The organism is Sneathiella limimaris, from assembly GCF_012932565.1.
GTDB lineage: Bacteria > Pseudomonadota > Alphaproteobacteria > Sneathiellales > Sneathiellaceae > Sneathiella > Sneathiella limimaris.
Genome location: NZ_JABBYJ010000001.1, coordinates 2299022 through 2314417, shown reverse-complemented (window position 1 = coordinate 2314417; position 15396 = coordinate 2299022). Strand labels below are relative to the sequence as shown.

Annotated in this window: 11 protein-coding genes; 6 read left to right on the top strand and 5 right to left on the bottom strand. The window is 43.9% G+C overall.

Going from position 1 to position 15396, the window contains the following annotated elements; genetic code table 11:
• Positions 1-2: 2 nt before the first annotated feature.
• The 6 genes from HH301_RS11260 to nagA all read left to right on the top strand — a co-directional run bounded on the left by HH301_RS11260 (position 3) and on the right by nagA (position 9586).
• A complete protein-coding gene (locus HH301_RS11260; RefSeq protein WP_169569000.1) occupies positions 3-1238 on the top strand; it encodes a PP2C family protein-serine/threonine phosphatase in 1236 nt (411 codons plus the stop codon).
• Complete coding sequence (locus tag HH301_RS11255; RefSeq protein WP_169568999.1) at positions 1228-2145, top strand: ATP-binding protein; 918 nt, start codon at positions 1228-1230, stop codon at positions 2143-2145. The genes HH301_RS11260 and HH301_RS11255 overlap by 11 nt, the downstream gene beginning before the upstream one ends.
• A complete protein-coding gene (locus tag HH301_RS11250) occupies positions 2142-5948 on the top strand; it encodes a GAF domain-containing hybrid sensor histidine kinase/response regulator (protein WP_169568998.1) in 3807 nt (1268 codons plus the stop codon). The genes HH301_RS11255 and HH301_RS11250 overlap by 4 nt, the downstream gene beginning before the upstream one ends.
• Before the next feature lie 77 nt (positions 5949-6025).
• On the top strand, positions 6026-6841 hold the full coding sequence (locus HH301_RS11245) for an alpha/beta fold hydrolase (RefSeq protein ID WP_169568997.1): 816 nt from the start codon (positions 6026-6028) through the stop codon (positions 6839-6841).
• 13 nt (positions 6842-6854) lie between these two features.
• A complete protein-coding gene (locus HH301_RS11240; protein ID WP_169568996.1) occupies positions 6855-8429 on the top strand; it encodes an alkaline phosphatase family protein in 1575 nt (524 codons plus the stop codon).
• 29 nt (positions 8430-8458) lie between these two features.
• Positions 8459-9586 carry an N-acetylglucosamine-6-phosphate deacetylase gene (nagA, locus tag HH301_RS11235; RefSeq protein WP_169568995.1) on the top strand — a complete coding sequence of 376 codons (1128 nt, stop codon included), beginning with the start codon at positions 8459-8461 and terminating at the stop codon, positions 9584-9586.
• 6 nt (positions 9587-9592) lie between these two features.
• Here the strand turns inward: nagA and HH301_RS11230 are convergent, their stop codons facing one another.
• From HH301_RS11230 to HH301_RS11210, 5 genes are all read right to left on the bottom strand, one after another.
• Entirely contained in the window at positions 9593-10138 is a 546-nt protein-coding gene (locus tag HH301_RS11230) for a VOC family protein (RefSeq protein WP_169568994.1), read from the bottom strand.
• 89 nt (positions 10139-10227) lie between these two features.
• Positions 10228-10629 (bottom strand): Hpt domain-containing protein, encoded by a 402-nt coding sequence (locus tag HH301_RS11225; protein WP_169568993.1) that lies wholly within the window; start codon positions 10627-10629, stop codon positions 10228-10230.
• Between the two features lie 64 nt (positions 10630-10693).
• Entirely contained in the window at positions 10694-12307 is a 1614-nt protein-coding gene (locus tag HH301_RS11220; RefSeq protein ID WP_169568992.1) for a GMC family oxidoreductase, read from the bottom strand.
• A 290-nt stretch (positions 12308-12597) separates the two neighbouring features.
• Positions 12598-13167 carry a hypothetical protein gene (locus HH301_RS11215; RefSeq protein ID WP_169568991.1) on the bottom strand — a complete coding sequence of 190 codons (570 nt, stop codon included), beginning with the start codon at positions 13165-13167 and terminating at the stop codon, positions 12598-12600.
• A gap of 153 nt (positions 13168-13320) precedes the next feature.
• Entirely contained in the window at positions 13321-15279 is a 1959-nt protein-coding gene (locus tag HH301_RS11210) for an AfsR/SARP family transcriptional regulator (RefSeq protein WP_169568990.1), read from the bottom strand.
• Between the last annotated feature and the right edge of the window lie 117 nt (positions 15280-15396).

Sequence of the window (15396 nt, the reverse complement as noted above, 5' to 3'; positions counted from 1 at the left end):
CCATGTCATCAAACCTGTCTCCAGAAACACAAGAACTCGATTTATCGAACGAAGAGCAATCCGCACTCTTTTCCTCTCGGATTTTAGTTGTCGATGACTCCATGCTTATCCGAGAATTAATAGGTGCCTGCCTTAAAGCAGGTGGCTATCAGAATGTCCAATTCGCCGTAAATGGATTGGAAGCGCTTGAAATGATTGAGGAGGAAATACCAGATCTAATTATTTTGGATTTGGAGATGCCAAAAATGGATGGGTTTGAAGTTTGTAAAAAACTCAGAGCGAACCCTCAAACGCGGAACATACCAGTTCTAATCGAAAGTGGTCGAGATACAGCTGCTGATATTACAAAAGCTTTTGAATTTGGCGCCAGTGACATGGTTGTCAAGCCAATCAAAAAATACGAAATTTTAGCCCGAACCAAAGTTCATCTTGAAAACAAGATTTATATTGCGCGTCTTCAATCCTTTCATGATCGTGTCGCCAGCGAATTAGAACAGGCCAGAAAACTTCAACTCGATATATGTCCACAGCAAAACGATCTCAAAGACTTCGCCGAAAGATATAACCTTGATCTTGGCTGGCATTACGAGCCTTCCTCCGAGCTAGGTGGTGACATTGGCGGCATACTTCCTATTAATGAACACCAAATTGCCTTTTATGTTGCAGATTTCTCGGGTCATGGTGTTGCTGCTTCATTAAATACCTTCCGCATGCAGACCTGGCTAGCATCGGCAAGTGATTTGTATGCTCATCCGGACCAGTTATTTAATGAGCTCAACAATTTCCTAAATAAAAATCTCTCTACCGGTTCTTATGCAACGATGCTTTATTTTTGCCTCGATGTGAAAGAAGGGGAACTCACATATGCAATAGCTGGAAGTCAGCCCCCCCTACTCCAAAATCCTGCAACAGGTCCCAATTTTGAAATCATGTCTGCATCGGGCCTGCCATTAGGGCTACAGAGTGGTTGGCAATACAAAAGCCAAACCATCCCCTTTGGTGCCAACTGTAAGGTGATTGCTTATAGTGACGCATTGGTGGAGGTTGAAGCTGAACACGGCGGATTTCTTGGTGATGAGGGCCTGAGAGACGATCTGAATAGACACTGGTCAGCAGATCAGTCTGGAAATCAAATCCTTGAATCTCTTGTCACAAATTTTCACAAACTGACTTTTGGTGAACAACCAGATGACCTGACAATCATTTATCTGGAGAACAGGAACAGTGATGAAACCTGAACTCCACTCTAAAATTGCGGTCATTGCTGGCGATAACAAAGCGCTCCATAAACTCAATCAGTTTGTTCATGGTGATGTAAGGTTCTGTTCGCCGGCAGAAATGAACGGAAGCAATAAAGCGAGCCAACTCCTAGAAGGAAGTGAGGTTATAATTGCTGACTTCATGGGCCTCAGCCACGAACAGCAAACCCGCATTGTTGAGCCCTATAGTCTACAGTCCTTAAACGGATCTGAAATTATACTCCTCTATTCGAAAGACCAAGCCGACGAAGTGCTGCCAGAGCTGATCGAAAAGGCCACTACTGTTGTTGAACGCAACAAGAAACCTGAACAGCTTGTTGAGTTGATCGAAAATGCTCTTGCGAATTTTCAAAGAAAATCTGAACTCAGAGAAAACTACCAAACGGTTTCACTTGGTATTTCACTGCTAGAGCAAGGAACTTTTGTGCTTCGAAAACCAGAGGAAGCAAAAGCTATTGCCTCACTTCTAGCCTCCCTGGCTCCCAACAAAGATGACGTTGCATTGGGCTTAACAGAGCTTCTGATCAACGCAATTGAGCATGGTAACTTGGGCATATCTTATTCAGAGAAAGGGGAATTGCTTAAAAACGGTGTGTGGCACCAGGAAATAGAGAACCGACTGCAGCATAAAAACTTTAAAAATAAGCGTGTTATTCTGGAGTTCGCATCCAAAGATCAAACCCTTGAATTCAAAATAACAGATGAAGGCAAAGGCTTTGATTTTAATAAATATTTAGAACCAAAATTCAAATCAGATAATGAGAGCCATGACTACTTTCATGGACGCGGCATCAAACTCGCAAAACAGCTCTGTTTTGATAATCTTCAATTTCAAGGATGCGGCAATATAGTTGTCGCCAGCTTGGAGCTAGGCACTTCTGAATGACCAACTGGCAAACAGATGCAAAGCGGTCACAAATTTCGGTTAAGGGTATTGGCGATTACCTTATATCAAACCGCTTTATCACCTGGTTCTTAATTAGTGCGATTGTTTCAGCGACAGCTCTACTTATTAGCTCTTCAGATCTAGTTGATTTAGGCGAGCTGTTTATTTTTTCATCTAGTGTTTTACTCATACTGACATCACTTGTTGTCGCTACAAGTTTTGGCTTTTTATACCTTGTTCAAAAATCCAATACAGATCTCTTTATCGCGCTCGTTGGTTTCGGCTGCGCTTTACTGAGCTATCGCCCTTTGCATTTTGGTTTTGAACAGGCAGCTGAAATCCCCCCAAAAGATTTTTTAAGTCTGACTTATTCTATCAACATATACGGAGCCTATATCTTCGCTCAAATTATGTTGGGTTTGCGATTTTTGGAAAAAAGATATGACTGGGCAAATATCGGCGCTCTAGCAGGCACTACTGCCCCTGGCTTGATTATCTGTTTAGTTGGCAGCACGATCTATTTTTTATGCTTGGTTTCTATCAGTGTTCAAAACCCACAATTTCTTCTGGGTAGTCAGTCAATATTTGCCAGACTTACAGACCCTTCATTAATAATCGGCGCTCTTGCGTTGGCCTGCGCTTTTCCAAAAACCAAACCGAGCCTATTCGCAATCGATTTTTGGGGAAGAACATTTCTACTCAGCAGCTTTATTTTTTCAATCTCGATCGCTTTATTTCCGCAATTTTCGACTGGCCAAATAGCTTTCGGAAGAGCAGTAATCCTGCTGTTGGGATTGAGCTTATTGCTTTTGGCTTTGTTCGCTCAGGCTCTACAAATAATAACCAAAAATTCGAAAATTGATAAACTAACGGAACAAAAGCATGTCTCAACGGATCTGCTCCACAAAGTCAGCCTGATCATATTTGAAGCCCCCTATTTCAAGACTGCTTTGCAAAGAAGTTTAAACCTTATTTGTTCCATTGGCGGTTGGAACCTGGGACACATTATCTTACTTGAACCGAACTCTGTTCAGTCCGAGCACATCTGGTCAGATCGCAGCAAACCGGAATTTAGAGACTTAATCAGAGAGACAGAGGGACAAACCCTTCTAAAAGAACAAGGGCTGACAGACAAAGTCTGGAAAAATCGAGAGTACATTTACATCCCAAGTATTTTTGGTGCATCTGGATTTAATCGAAAAAAAGCCGCATTGACAGCACGTTTAAACTCTGTGGTTTCTGTTCCCATCCTCAACGATGATGAGCTCATCGGCATAATTGAGCTTTTCAGTGATAAAAAGAATTATCTCAGCCAGAGTTTTCTTAAAATATTGAATATTGTCTGTAAACAATACAGCAATGCTTATAAGCGCGAGCAAGAGCTTAACAAATTCCAAAATTTTCAAACAGTCATCAAGGAGATGTTTGAAAAATTTCCGGCGGCCATCGCAATCTTTGATGAAAATGATAAGCTCAATCTCTTCAATACCCAGTTTAATCGATTAAACCGCTCCTTAAACTTAGACACCGATCAGGAGATTGACTTCATCGAGTTCATCACCATGATTGCCTATAATGGGCACATTGAAGATGCTGTGGGACGAGAGCCGGAATGGATAGAGGAGCGCTTCAATCTACATAAGAATGGATTTCAGCAATTCGATCGTCACATTAATGATGGCCGCTATATCCGGGCCTTGGAGTTCCCCCTGACCTCAGGTGGAACTGCATGTGTTTGGGTGGACATTACGGAACTTAAAACGCAAGAATTAGAGTTTAAACGTGTAAACGAAGTTGTAGACGCAACTTTAAGCGGCTTTCCCGGTATGATCGCCGTTTTTGATCATTCTCTTCAATTACGCCTTTTCAACGATAACCTACTAACTCGCCTAAATTTGCCTCGTGAACTATTCGAAGCAAACCTCAATTACGAGGACTTCCTTGACCTTCTTAGAGATAACCTAGAGGACTATGGCCCCCTTCTAACAAATATTTCAAAAACCTATGCCAATGTTGTGGAGACTGATGCGCCCGCTCTCAGTGAGATGTTTCAAATAAGAGACCAAGTCTATTTGTTACATATTGGTCCGGTTCAAAATGGTGGATTTGTCCTCAGTCTGTTCGACGTTACTGAAATAAGTGAGTACCAACAGAGTCTTCATGAAAAGATTGAACAGGTCACAGACAAGGCAGAACTTGCCCTTAAATCCGCACGCGAACAAGAACTATTAAACCAGGCCAAAACTGATTTCGTTAGAACCATAAGCCATGAATTCCGGACACCTATGAATGGGATCATGACGGCTACAAACCTACTGCGAGATACATCTCTCGATAAAGAACAAGTGGGGTATCTCAAGACCGTTAAGAGTTCTGCAAACTCCTTGATGAGGCTCTTAAACGATTTGATGGAACTGAATAAAATTGAGACCAATCAGCTCGTCTTGGAGCAAACTCCAATCAGTATCCCTGAGTTCATTCACAATATCCAAAATATTTGGATTTATGAAGCGGCAGCTAAAGATCTTGATTTCAAAATAACAAAGGCGGAAAACATACCAGAAGTTGTTGAAACTGATGGGGTTCGTCTCCAGCAAATTCTCCATAACCTGATTGAAAATGCCATTAAGTTTACTGACGAGGGGTCAGTCATTGTCAATTTCAATCAAAAAGACCATGCCGAAAATAAAACTGACATGATCTACCTACGTGTCGAGGTTCAGGATACAGGTAAAGGTATTTCTAAAGAAGCCCAAGCAAATCTCTTTGACAAGTTCACGCAAGAGGATCTTTCACAAACTCGGAAATATGGGGGTTCTGGTATAGGTCTGGCGATGGCACAAAAGCTAGTAACCTTAATGGGCGGTGAGATTGGGGTTGAAAGCGAGCACGGAAATGGAACCCGGTTCTGGTTTGAACTCCCAGTCAGGTTATCAAATTGGCAGCAACTGGAGCAGGCACGATCAAAAAGCCTTCCCGAAAAACAACACAGCGTTACGCAAAAACCGCTTAACATACTTGTCGCTGAAGATAACGAGGTGAATCAACTAGTTATCCAGCAGTTATTAAAGAAATGGGGCCACAGCGTTGAAATTGTCCCCAATGGAGTGGAGGCCGTCGCAAAGGTTGCAAGCTGCCAGTTCGATATGGTTCTAATGGATATTCAGATGCCAGAAATGGATGGCCATACTGCAACAATAGAAATTCGGAAACTGCCGGGAGAAGTTAGTAAAATTCCGGTCGTCGCATTGACAGCCAATGCGATGTACGAAGAACGCAAGAAATGCCTCGACTCTGGAATGAATGACTACCTGACAAAACCTGTTGAAGAATGGGTCTTACAAGACACATTAAAACGGATTGCAAACCAAAAATACGGTGAGCAGCCCGCAATGGAGTCCAGTGAGACTCCATATGAGAGAAAGTCTTCTTCCGATAATTCCTCTTTCACAGTTCAAGTCCTGAATACAGACAAATTTAAAGATCTCATTGAAAATTTCGGGATAGAGATGGTTCAAATTTTGGCTGAGAAACTGATAGCTCAGTATTCCGAGCAAAGAGAAGAGATCAACGCCGCCATCAAAACTGAGGATTGGCAACTGATTGGTCGGGAAGCCCACTCACTGAAAAGTAGTTTTGCTCAATTCGGACTGGAAAGAGCTTCTGAAAAAGCAAAAGAAATAGATCAGGGATGCAAATCAGAAAAAATAGAGGCTGTTATTAATGAGGCTGGGGAAATGATTGAAATTTGCGACCAGTCAATTATTGCTCTTCAAGAAAAGGTAGAAAGTGAAGTCGCCTAATGGCGTTTTTTCCTTGTTGTCAAAACTATTTCTGACAGACTGGGGAAATTCAAAAAACCAACACTAACAGCCTTAGCATGACCTCCAATTTTCTTGATCTGAACACGCACCGCATTTTTTACAAAATTCAGGGTAAAGGCCCCCGCATCGTTCTGGTAACGGGTACAAATTCAGATACCCGGCACACCCCCACGATATACGACGTTCCGGGAATCGAGAAATTCGAAGTATTAAATTTCGATCATCGTGGCATGGGTCAATCAACGTCTCCGGCAACCGATCCAACTTTAAGTGCCTACGCCGAAGATATTGCTAAGCTCTTGCATCATATCGGATGGGAAAAATCCAACATCATTGGAGTGAGCTTTGGAGGCATGGTTGCACAGCATTTTGCTGTTTCACATCCGGAGATGATCGATAAGCTCGTTCTATGCTGCACTAGCAGCGGGGGCAAAGGTGGCTCCTCATACCCCCTGCATGAACTGATGGATCTAAGTGCCGAAGAATACGCGGCCTTCATCATGAAAAAGATGAATTTAAAACACACTGATGCTTGGCAGAAAAGCGATCCCGAAAAAGCCAAAAAAGCATACGAATTTTATCTTAAAGGCGCAAAAGGTAGCCATAGTACACCTGAAAAATTGGAAGCGATGAAGAAGCAGTTTGCCGCGCGTGCTAATCACGATCTCTACGAAGAGCTGGGGTCACTGCCAATAGAAACATTTATTGCCTGTGGCGAAGACGACGGCGTTGCCCCTGTCGCAAATTCAAGAGCGCTCGCAGCAAGAATCCCGCATGGGCAGTTACATATTTATAAAGGTGGGCATCTTTTTTTAAAAGAAGACGCCAAAGCATGGCCAAGCATATTGAAATTTATCACTGGTGAAAGCTGAACAGTTCTGAGCAATGAGTGAAGTCAAAAATATTCTTTTCATTATGTGCGACCAGCTCCGATTTGATTATCTGGGCTGCAATGGGCATCCAACGATTAAAACGCCCAATATCGACAAACTAGCCTCTCGCGGTGTTAATTTTCAAAATGCATATGTTCAGGCCCCTGTTTGCGGCTCTTCGCGCATGTCATTTTATACAGGCCGTTATGTGTTCACACATGGTGCAACCTATAACGGGGTCCCTTTGAACATAGGACAACCCACGCTCGGCGATCATCTTCGCGAGTTAGGCGTGAGCACTGGGCTGGTTGGCAAAACACATATGACCGCTGACCTTGCCAACATCGACCGATTAAAAATAGACCCCAGCTCTATTTCAGGCGTTCTTGCCAAAGAATGCGGTTTTGAGCCTTGGGAAAGAGACGATGGACTGCATCCTGAGGGCGCCAATACAGCAAATCTGGCATACAACAAATACCTCAATGATAAAGGTTATGAAGGTGATAACCCCTGGCATACAGCGGCCAATTCCGGCCTTGATGAACAGGGTGTCCTGCAAAGTGGTTGGTTTCTTCGAAACGCTCATCTGCCAGCTGTTGTCGACAAGGCACATTCAGAAACAGCCTATATGACAGATCGGACGATGCAACGCATTGAAGATCTCGGAGATATGCCTTGGTGCCTTCACCTCAGTTACATCAAACCCCATTGGCCCTATATTGCACCAGCACCTTATCATAACATGTATGATAAAAGTGATGTGATCCCCGCAAATCGTAACTCTCAGGAAAAAGTATCCCCGCACCCGGTTGTACATGCATTCATGAAGCACCAGGAAAGCCAAAACTTTTCTGATGAGGAAAAACGTTTACACGTTATTCCTGCTTACATGGGGCTGATTAGCGAAATTGATGATCATATTGGCCGCCTGATTGCCTTCTTAGACGAAAAAGACAAACTTAAAGACACCCTGATCGTTCTCACCAGTGACCATGGAGACTATCTGGGAGATCACTGGTTAGGCGAAAAAGAACTCTTCCATGAGGAGAGCGTGAGGATCCCACTGATTATTGTCGATCCAAGTAAGACGGCTGATAGTACCCGCGGCACGACTTGCGATAAGCTTGTTGAAGCTATTGATCTTGTTCCGACTTTTATTGAAAGTCTTGGCGGAAAAGCAAAACCCCATGTTCTAGAAGGGCGATCCCTACTCCCTCTTCTATATGGTCAAGAACCTGATGATTGGCGAGAGTTTGCCGTAAGCGAAGTTGACTATGCCTGGCGCGGCGCGAGGCTGACCCTGAACTTAAAGCCTGATGAAACCAGAGGTTACATGATCCGGACCGAAAAGTGGAAATATGTATCCTTTGATGGTTTTCGCCCACAGCTTTTTGACCTTCAGTCTGATCCTAAAGAGCTTCATGATTTAGGTGTATCGCCTGAGTTCAGCGATGTGCGTGACGAACTTGAACTAAAACTCCTAAACTGGATACGGAAACGAAAAACCCGATTTACAGTCGATTATGATCAGATTGAAAGCAAAACGGACAATGCTGATAAACGCGGTATCTATTTTGGGATATGGTAAGTTTTCAGATGAAGCCGAGTAAAACATAAATGCCGATATTCACCTGTCACCAGATCTTTCTGAATGGGAAGCTAGCTGAACAAGCCTATGTAGAAGTCGAAGATGGCACCATCATCTCTACTGGTTTTCTGGATAATCTTCCAAAAGATGTGGCTCCTTATGATCTTGGAGAAAAAACCTTGGCTCCCGGCTTTGTCGACATCCAAGTCAATGGCGGGGCTGGTATCCTCTTTAACGATAAACCAACGCATGAAACTATCCATAAGGTTGCCGAAACATTCCGAAAACTCGGCACAACTGCTTTACTGCCGACGCTCATCACAGATGACATGGAAAAGATCCGCTGCATGGCTAATGCGGTCGAAACCAGTCTGATGATGAAGACACCTGGAATTTTAGGCGTTCATTTTGAAGGTCCCTTTCTGAACCCTGATCGCAAAGGCGTTCACGATGCCAAATATATGAACGCCTCTGAGCAGGAGTTTGTTTCTATTTTAGACGAACATGATCTTGGCTCGGTTTTGGTTACCTTGGCACCAGAGACAGTGTCTACAGAATTTATTGACCAGTTGGTGAAACGCAAAATTACTGTTTCTGCAGGTCATACAAATGCCTCCTACGAGCAAATCTGTAAGGCCGCAGAACAGGGATTAAGAGGCTTTACTCATCTCTTTAACGCCATGCCACCCTTTTTGTCCCGAGACCCGGGAGTTGTTGGAGCTGCATTCCAGCTTGAAGACTGCTTCAGCAGTGTAATTGCAGACGGCCATCATATTCACCCTGCGACATTGCAAAGCGCCCTGCAACTGCTAGGTCCGGAAAGGGCAATGCTAATTAGTGATGCGATGCCCTGCGTTGGTTCGGACCAGGATTTTTTCCATCTCTATGGCGAGCGAATATCCGTCGAAGATGGGAAGTGTGTAACCGAAGATGGCACCCTAGCTGGCAGCGCCATTTCAATTGCTGACGCTGTTCACTACTGCGTAAAAGTTCTGCAGCTTCCCTTACAAGACGTTCTCGCGATGAGTTCCAGAACACCCGCCCATTTCATAGGATACGAAACTGCTGGAGATTTAAGTTCAGGGATGGCGGCCGACCACCTTATTCTCATTGATAGCGACTTAACTGTGGAATTAGCCGCCCCGTTTTTAAAATAGCACGCTTTAACGAAGATCTGGCTCGACTGTTCCATCATGCATCCATCTTGCATGGTTTGGCGCCTTCTTCGTTTTATCCCATTCTTCCAACATCTCCCATTTTACATCATCCAGACGTTTGTTCATGTCTGGAGTATCGGAATTTGTCGCAAGTTCAAGGCGATGGCCATTTGGATCAAAGAAGTAAATAGATTGAAATATTGTGTGGTTGGTCGGGCCGATCACTTCTATGCCGTCAGCTTCAAGCCTGGCCTTGGCTTCCAATAACTCGTCCATAGACTCAACTTGCATCGCAAGGTGCTGGACCCAGTCAGGAGTATTGTTATCCCTTCCCATTTCTGGTGAATTTGGCAACTCAAAAAACGCCAGCACGTTTCCGTTACCTGCATCCAAAAATACATGCATATACGGATCCGGTGCTTTAGTGGAAGGAACCTCATTCTCTGCAATTGCCAAGATAAAATCCATGTTTAGATACTTCACATACCATTCCACAGTTTCCTTGGCATTCTTGCAGCGATACGCCACATGATGGATTTTCTGGATTTTCATATCAGCACACCCTCAAAATAGTTATAGCTCGAAAATAAGTTACATTTGTAACTATATCAAGCCCTATTATGAGATATCGCTAGCTTCGCCTATTCTGGCAGATAAGATTTTTTATCTAAAATCTCTAACCACCAGGCAATGGTCAGTTCCGCGACGGCGAATAACTCCTCAGATTTATCACGCGCATTTTGAATGTCATTCGCAGACATTTCAAGCTCCCTCGCGTAATGAGCAAGGCGCTTTGCCTGCATGGAATAACAGGCCCCTTTCAGCGCATGAGCCGCAGCCTTCAAGGCTCCTGAATCTTCCGCCTCAAGAGCTGCTTTTATGTGGGCGTTTTCTTTGTCCACTGCATCCGGTGCACTAGCGATTAATTCCTTGGTGATGGCCTCACCAGAATTTTTTGCCAACGCTCTAAAATATTCTATATCACCGAGTGGAAGTTCTGTAGGGTCAGTCACAACAAATCTGTCATTTACATGGACATGCATTAAAGACGACGCTTATCAACTCTATACTGTTGATAAACATAATTTATTAATGTTATCCCACCATTTATGAATTGTCTTCTAAAATCATTTCTGAAGCTTTTTCTGCAATCATGATAACCGGCGAGTTTGTATTCCCAGATGTTATGGTCGGCATGATAGAGGCATCAACGACTCGTAACCCCTTCAATCCATGCACTTTTAAACTACTATCCACAACTGCCATTGAATCATCCCCCATCTTGCAGGTACCAACGGGATGAAAGATTGTCGTCGCGATATTGCCAACGGCTTTTACAATGTCTTTTTCATCAACCACCGTTGGCCCTGGTAGAAACTCCTCGGGTTCAAATTTGGCAACGGCCTTTGTCTTCATCAAGCGTCGCGTGTGGTGAATGCTCTCTGCTGCAATTCTCTTATCTTCCGGTGCTGAAAGATAATTCATGGTTAGCTTGGGCTGCAATTCAGGATCCAGGCCCTGTAAGTGACAATGCCCGCGACTTTCTGGTCGCAAATTACAAACTGATACAGTTACTGCCGGAAACGGATGTAGTGGATCACCTAACTTATCAGTGCTGAGGGGCTGAACATGATACTCAAGATCCGGTGTTTCCAGGGAGGGATCACTCTTCGCAAAAATGCCAAGCTGACTGGGGGCCATAGACAAAGGACCAGATTGAGATAACAAATATTGCAATCCGATTTTTGCTTTTCCAAATAGACTATTCACCTGTTCATTCAGCGTTTTAGCGTTTTTGAGTTTGAAAATTGTTCGGATCTGCAAATGATCTTGTAGATTTTCCCCCACACCCTGCAATTCATGAACAGGATCAATACCAAAGGATTTCAATAGATCTGGCTGACCAATGCCGGATAGCTCCAAAATTTTTGGCGAGTTGACGGCCCCTGCTGCCAGAATGACTTCCTTTCCAGCTTTTACAAAAACCGGCTTACCGCTTTGCATAAATTCAACACCGGTGACAGCCTTGCCCTCCAACAGCAACCGCTCCGTTAAGGCACCCGTAATTACCGTTAAGTTGGGTCGTTTTTCTACCGGTTTCAAAAACGCTTTAGCTGTACTCCAACGGATCCCTGATTTTTGATTAACCTCAAAATACCCAACACCTTCATTATTTCCCTGATTGAAATCGTCGGTTGGCGGAATGCCTATTTCCTCAGCAGCACCGATAAAACTATCCAGAATTTCCCATGAAAGGCGTTGTTTCTCAACGCGCCATTCTCCATCACTTCCATGATCCTCTGATTTGCCTAGGTGATAGTTTTCTGATTTCAGAAAATAGGGTTTGACGTCGTCCCAACTCCAACCTTGATTGCCAAGTTGCCGCCATTGATCATAATCGCGAGCTTGCCCCCGCATATAAATCATCCCGTTGATCGACGAACAGCCACCAAGGACCTTCCCTCTTGGATAATTCAACACTCGACCATTAAGTCCAGCGTCAGGCTCAGTCTTCATCATCCAATCTGTTTTTGGATTGCCCATGCAATAAAGATAACCAATCGGGATATGGATCCACGGATACGTGTCACGACCTCCAGCTTCCAGAAGAAGTACCTTATTTGCTGGGTTTTCGCTCAGCCGGTTTGCAAGAACACAACCAGCTGATCCTGCTCCAACAATAATATAATCGTATGACCCGACATTTTCCCGCGAAGACATCTGCCCCTCCCTTTTTTAGTCATACTATCTAAGGATAAGGAAAATTGTCGATGAAATAATAGAGGTGCAGACAAAAAGAAAAGGCCTGCCGAAGCAGGCCTTTAGATGTAGTGTACCAGCTATGATTTACCTACATCATGAAAATGTACCGTTCTGGAATGCCTAGTCCGACCCAAACATTCCCCCAAGAATGAACATGTACAATTTTCATCTCTCTCGAAATTCCGTATCCTACCCCTAACAATCAAGATACAGCATTTCAAATCTTAGTGATTACTTCCGTAAGGAGCTTATATTCCAATTTCTTGGCGCATTTTGCGAGATTGGATTTCGTTAAACCCACTTTCCCCTCGCATCAGCAAAGTAACTGTATCCGGCCCCCATAAATCACAATTCAAACGTTCTGCAGCTGTTTTCTGGTCATCGCCCTCCAAAACCACAACAGGCCAACCTTTTGATGTTGGAATAAATCGTGATTTCAACTGGCTTGCGCCCCTCAAAAGCCCCCTGGCAGAATTAGTCATGAACTGAATAAGATACTTTTGGCTTACAGCATCCCGAAAACCGATCCGCCGCTCCCGTCCCCAGCACAAAATTCCATTTTGCTCGAGAACGATATCATCCATTTTTGTTTGAGCAACTAATCGCCGCTGTTTATCCAACAAAAGGATTTCCGGCTTTTCCGTAAAAAGTACCTGACAAGCCAAGTCAAAGAAATCTTCCTTCCGTTCATCATATTGGTTTGTTGTTTGAAAGCTTACCCCAAAGTGATGACAAACATATGTCCGGCAACCACACCAACGACGCCTGCTATTGAGGACTTCACTTTTATACAAAGAACCTAAAGGACGACTAGACATACTGACTTCACTGTTCCAAACACACTTTAACCAAATCACAAACCCGATTACCCCAATCGATATATGATCCGTGAATAAACATAGCGTGCTACGCCGAACTCAGGCGTGAATCACAAAAATCTAATTAAATTTATTGAATAAACCGCTGAAAACTCAGCTTTCTGATACACCAGCTTTCCGTAAACCGCGTATATACCGCTCAGTAATTTCGGCTTCTAGTGGTGGATAATTTTTAAGATGCCAGTCAATGGAGAATTCAGGTTGATGTTTTGCAAATTCTTCTAGTACTGGTGTCGCCTCTTCGACTCGACCTAAATGTCCCAAACTGGAAAGAAGTGGACGATAGTTAGCATAGAAATTTGGGTTATTTCTAAGAACCTGCCTTCCGATCCGGACTGCATCTTCATATTTTCCAGAGAGCATACTCGCGATACATCTCGCCGTATCAAAGTAATAGGGATGAGAGTCAAATGGCATTATCTGCCGACACCGGCTTAATAAATCCAGTGCCTCGGTCGGCTTTCCTATATAGCAATGGGTAATGGCACTAAAGCCCCACGTATAAGCACAGTTTTGATTTGCCGCCAATGAGCGATCAAAAAATTCAAGGGCAGTTTCAAAATCATGATGTACGAACGCTTCCAAATGACCCGCAATTGCAAGCGCGATATCATTGCTAGGGTTAAGTTCAATTGACCTTCGAACCAACTCTCCAGTTTCGTCTTTGGTTGCCTCCGGATTTGTACTGTATCCCTGCCCCAACTCGATAGATCGTAAAAACGCTAGCCAAGCTAAAGCCTCCGGATATCCTGGAGATTGAGTAAGAGCACGAAGTAGATAGCGCTCAGCCTCCTCCACTGCGTCTTTTGAAAACCTGAACATGATAGCGACAGCCCGCAAAAGGCATTGTCTTGCTGTCAAATGGCTTTCTTCTGCCTTCATTGCCCGATCGGTCTCTTTCAGCTCAATCATTCTGTAGATTTCTACAGCGGCTAAAAGCGCCTGCTCATTCTTACCCTGCAGTAAGCTAGACATTTCGGGCGTGATCCTCTTCATCCAGAGAATATCCCCTGTCTTGTCATCGACAAGCTGCAGCAGAATACTTAACTGCTCACCAACACTAAGAATATTTGCTCTCACCGTATAATCTGGAAGCTTCTCTACCCCATCCAGATCTCGGGGGAGCGCTGGCAAATCGCGTACAGAAAACCGCTCGTTTCGAGAAAGCTGCTCACAAATGTCGGCTTTGAAAGTTTGGGAGACAAAATCAAGCACCTGATCGTTTATGCCTGTCGAAAAATCGAGAACCTGAACTATTGGTTTCGACTGATTTTCAAGAACAAGTTCAAAACCACCCTCTCTTACGACTGTCATTGGACCCGAAAGTGGTCTGTTATCTTGAATATCTGAAGCAAGTGACTCTGTCTCTTCAGAAGGCAACACATCCAGTTCTCTTTCTAGAACAGATACACAGGTCTCATAGTATTTAAGCGCAGTCGCCCGATCTCCCTCTTCATAGAAAGACTTCATCAAAATACGGTAGGCTCGCTCATTCGTCTGGTCGACACTGAGTATGGCGTGGGCAAGCTTTCTTTGCTCTCCTGCCGGTGCTGCTTTTAGCGTTAAACTTTGAAGATAGGTTTCTAGAGTTTGAAGGAGCTCATTCTGTCTCTTTTCTCTTTCAGCCCAATACCACTCTTCAAACGCTTCTCCCGTGACTGAACATTTATCAAGTAGTGGCCCGAGATCGCATCTCACCAACTCATCCGCTTTCGTTCTCTCAAAATCCTTTGAGAGTTGGGATGCAATGCGCGCATCAACCCAAAGCCTGTTCAAGTCCAATGAAAGATATTGCGTATCAGCCTGAAAGATTGAAGTTCCATACAACTCTTCCAGTGCTCGGATTTCTTTAACTGTTTGACGCAAGCTGGCAAACGGATCTTTTCCACCCTCCCAAAGAAGTGTGGCGGCCTGCTGTCGCGTGACAACACCATTTTTTGATAAAGCTATGTAGGCGATCAAGGCCTGGGTCTTGTCACGTAGAGGCGCCACCCCTTTTCCAGGGATCAACTCCAATCTGAAACCACCAAATAAGTACAGGCAAGCGCTCATCTACTTTTCCTAATACCAGTGTAGATTAATTAACCCAAGCATCTTCTCTTAGGAGCATAATCTAAAGGTCATATACCTGAAAAGTAAATATTTTCTGGGTTTTTTGGATCTTTTACG

Excerpts from the sequence above, each read along its gene's own strand:
- HH301_RS11250 (WP_169568998.1), top strand. The coding sequence starts at position 2,142 with ATGACCAACTGGCAAACAGATGCAAAGCGGTCACAAATTTCGGTTAAG.
- HH301_RS11210 (WP_169568990.1), bottom strand. The coding sequence starts at position 15,279 with ATGAGCGCTTGCCTGTACTTATTTGGTGGTTTCAGATTGGAGTTGATC.
- HH301_RS11215 (WP_169568991.1), bottom strand. The coding sequence starts at position 13,167 with ATGTCTAGTCGTCCTTTAGGTTCTTTGTATAAAAGTGAAGTCCTCAAT.
- HH301_RS11240 (WP_169568996.1), top strand. The coding sequence starts at position 6,855 with ATGAGTGAAGTCAAAAATATTCTTTTCATTATGTGCGACCAGCTCCGA.
- HH301_RS11260 (WP_169569000.1), top strand. The coding sequence starts at position 3 with ATGTCATCAAACCTGTCTCCAGAAACACAAGAACTCGATTTATCGAAC.
- HH301_RS11245 (WP_169568997.1), top strand. The coding sequence starts at position 6,026 with ATGACCTCCAATTTTCTTGATCTGAACACGCACCGCATTTTTTACAAA.
- HH301_RS11220 (WP_169568992.1), bottom strand. The coding sequence starts at position 12,307 with ATGTCTTCGCGGGAAAATGTCGGGTCATACGATTATATTATTGTTGGA.
- nagA (WP_169568995.1), top strand. The coding sequence starts at position 8,459 with ATGCCGATATTCACCTGTCACCAGATCTTTCTGAATGGGAAGCTAGCT.
- HH301_RS11225 (WP_169568993.1), bottom strand. The coding sequence starts at position 10,629 with ATGCATGTCCATGTAAATGACAGATTTGTTGTGACTGACCCTACAGAA.
- HH301_RS11255 (WP_169568999.1), top strand. The coding sequence starts at position 1,228 with ATGAAACCTGAACTCCACTCTAAAATTGCGGTCATTGCTGGCGATAAC.
- HH301_RS11230 (WP_169568994.1), bottom strand. The coding sequence starts at position 10,138 with ATGAAAATCCAGAAAATCCATCATGTGGCGTATCGCTGCAAGAATGCC.